Annotated in this window: 3 protein-coding genes; 1 reads left to right on the top strand and 2 read right to left on the bottom strand. The window is 45.5% G+C overall.

Going from position 1 to position 1,213, the window contains the following annotated elements; genetic code table 11:
* Positions 1 to 350 precede the first annotated feature (350 nt).
* Both EAE89_RS24475 and EAE89_RS22920 read right to left on the bottom strand, forming a co-directional pair.
* Entirely contained in the window at positions 351 to 443 is a 93-nt protein-coding gene (locus EAE89_RS24475; protein WP_422615525.1) for a DUF7706 family protein, read from the bottom strand.
* A 93-nt stretch (positions 444 to 536) separates the two neighbouring features.
* Positions 537 to 857, bottom strand: coding sequence for a SymE family type I addiction module toxin (locus EAE89_RS22920; protein ID WP_214086659.1), 321 nt, complete (start codon positions 855 to 857; stop codon positions 537 to 539).
* 153 nt (positions 858 to 1,010) lie between these two features.
* Between EAE89_RS22920 and EAE89_RS22915 the strand changes: the two genes are divergently transcribed.
* On the top strand, positions 1,011 to 1,213 hold a 203-nt coding region (locus EAE89_RS22915), incomplete at its 3' end, for a transposase (RefSeq protein ID WP_214086658.1).

Here is a 1,213-nt window from a genome sequence, read left to right as displayed (position 1 = left end):
AATCTGGTATCTTTCTGTTTCGGTCAGTTGTATATAGGTCATTGTGCATTTTCCTGTGGCGGGAAAGATGCCTACTATAGCAACTGACCGCCCTTCTGAAAAATTGCACTTATTAGTCGAATCCGCCCTTAAAATAAATATCTTGCAAGGTTAACCTCATATATTAAATATATAACTTAAAATCACAAAAATATAAAATAAATAAGAAGGCAAACAAAGGAATAATATAGAAAAATATAAGATTAATGGTAAATATATACATAGGCTATATTTTGGCTATTTTATTCTGTTTTCTCTCTGAAACAGCAAAAAGCCGGAATCGCTTCCAGCTGGTTTCTTTCTTACCGTGGCTAATACCCGTGATACGCCAGTGCCGACTGGAGCCGCCCTATCGCAGCCTTGATAACCCAGGCTTCCGTGTCATCAACCGCACAGGCGCGTATCTCCGCCCAGTTGGGCCAAGGCCAGCGCTTCAAGGTGGGTTAACTGAATGCCCTGTAAATGTTCAATGGCTATCGTCATCTCATGTTCTCCCCTTAACCCGCAAAACCGGTTATCAACGCCCGCATCTGCTGCTTAATCTCCCGCAGTTGGGCCTGTTGCCGCTGGTACTGCTGATGCTGTTGTTGCGTGGCTTCACTGTCAAGGATCAGCATCAGACAACCGTCCATCACTTTCACCGTAATCTGGCCGCCGGTATTAAATCCCGCCTGTCTCAGCCACTGCCCCTTCAGATGTATCGCCGGTGTGGCGTTGTTGGCCTTATTCCCATTCGGCACATAGCCCACCGTGTAATAACGTTCTGTTTTCACGGCTTTATTTATCGCCGCTTCTGCCTTAGAATGCGCCTTAGCCATAATTAACTACCCTTATTAGTTGCTTGTGGTGAGCGGCACCGGGGTGTCGTAGCACCTCAGCGCCGCGTTAAATCAAGTCAGCTTGATGTGGCACAGTAATTTTGGTCACCGTAATAAAGGTGATATTTTTACTTCAACAATCAAACAGGTGACATGATGAAAAGAAGTTTTAGCTCTGAATTCAAACTGGAATCCGCCCAGTTAGTCCTTGATCAAAATTACAGTGTTATGGAAGCCGCTAAAGCGATGAATGTCAGCAAATCAGCCTTGGGGAGCTGGGTTCGTCAGTTGAGGCAGGAGCGGCAAGGCAAATCTTCTAAAGCCATGCCCATCACGCCGGAGCAAATTGAAATACG

Source organism: Photorhabdus heterorhabditis (genome assembly GCF_018448905.1).
Classification (GTDB): Bacteria; Pseudomonadota; Gammaproteobacteria; order Enterobacterales; family Enterobacteriaceae; genus Photorhabdus; species Photorhabdus heterorhabditis.
The sequence above is the reverse complement of the archived record's forward strand: the minus strand, read 5'-3'. Positions and strand labels throughout refer to the sequence as shown.